Origin of the sequence: Lewinella sp. IMCC34191 (genome assembly GCF_003390935.1) — a bacterium.
Lineage (GTDB): Bacteria > Bacteroidota > Bacteroidia > Chitinophagales > Saprospiraceae > Neolewinella.
The window spans coordinates 1-1495 of record NZ_QNQZ01000026.1; the positions used below are offsets into that span (position 1 = coordinate 1).

The following is a 1495-nucleotide window of genomic DNA, read 5'->3' on the forward strand; positions in this document are numbered from 1 at the left end:
ACCATGGAAGCCGGGAGTGCCTGAAGACGGTGGCCGTTATAGGAGCTGTCTAGGGTAAAATCGGTAACTGGGGTTAAGTCGTAACAAGGTAGCCGTACCGGAAGGTGCGGCTGGAATACCTCCTTTTTGAGACGACTAACTGACGGAGCGTGTTGCTGTACAGATCAGTAGTGACGTAGTAGCAGATTATAGTGTTGCACGGTAAGGGTGAAGGCGGTTTGTCTTCACTGGATGCACGACCTTACGAGACCCAAAGGGTTCTGGAAGCAGTAGTTGATACTGCGGCCACGACTCGCCTGCCTTGGTGTTAATTTAAAAGCCGACGATTCACAATGGTGAGCCGTCTTTTTTATTAGTGAAAGCTAATGACCGGCTAAGTCAGCAATGACTTAGGTACTGTTTGAAATGCACAGTCCCGTAGCTCAGCTGGTTAGAGCGCTACACTGATAATGTAGAGGTCAGCAGTTCAAGTCTGCTCGGGACTACAATTCCTGGGGGATTAGCTCAGCTGGCTAGAGCACCTGATTTGCATTCAGGAGGTCATCGGTTCGACTCCGATATCCTCCACCCAGTTTTTCAGCAGCGGTAACGATCGCTGTTTTACCGGTAGCTTCGGCTATCGACCTGCCATTTTCCTGCGTAAGCAGGACACCAATAAGCGCGGTACGCGCCCCCTTCGATGGAAGGGAGTGACCGGTTCGACTCCGGCCTTATTACACACCGACCCCCCGCGGGCCAATAGGACATCATTAGCCTGAAGTCCTATCGCCGGCGGAAACAAGGGGTTGATGACGATCTTTGACAAGTTTGGATAAGAGAGCAACAGAAATTTTTACGGATTTATATTGGTTTTAAACGATCACATTAAAGTCCGTTGCGAGAGAATTCAATATTCTCAAGCGTCTGTTGGATACTTGATATGCCTCTTTTGGAAGTTGACTTTTAGTTAGCGGAAGGGAGAGGCGTAGATTACTCATTAGTTTTAGGCAAGATTTAACGTTACGATTTTATTCGTTTCGGTTTCTAAGAAACTGCCGGTCCTTCGGGATCGGTGAAGAATAGGAAGTGAACGAAGGGCGTACGGGGAATGCCTAGGCTCTCAGAGACGATGAAGGACGTGGTAAGCTGCGAAAAGCTACGGGGAACTGCAAACGAGTGTTGATCCGTAGATGTCCGAATGGGGCAACCCACTAGATTGAAGATCTAGTACTCCGCAAGGAGAGGTAACCCGGGGAACTGAAACATCTAAGTACCCGGAGGAGGAGAAAATAATTTAATGATTCCGCAAGTAGTGGCGAGCGAACGCGGAACAGCCCAAACCATTACGACACGTCGTAGTGGGGTTGTAGGACTTGTATAATTCAATATCATTTAACTGGAACAGTTTTGGAAAAGCTGACCATAGGGGGTGAAAGTCCCGTACAGGAATGGTGGTGTTGATGACGAGGATCCTGAGTAGGGCGGGGCCGGAGAAACCCTGTCTGAATTTGCGGGC

General features: G+C 49.0%; 2 tRNA genes and 2 rRNA genes. All 4 read left to right on the forward strand.

The features are described from left to right. Positions 1–126: ribosomal RNA gene (locus tag DRW39_RS22060) — 16S ribosomal RNA — on the forward strand; the annotation flags it as partial. A gap of 285 nt (positions 127–411) precedes the next feature. Next, positions 412–485 (forward strand) — tRNA-Ile (locus DRW39_RS22065). Between the two features lie 8 nt (positions 486–493). Further along, positions 494–567, forward strand: a tRNA-Ala gene (locus tag DRW39_RS22070). A 493-nt stretch (positions 568–1060) separates the two neighbouring features. Further along, positions 1061–1495: ribosomal RNA gene (locus DRW39_RS22075) — 23S ribosomal RNA — on the forward strand; the annotation flags it as partial.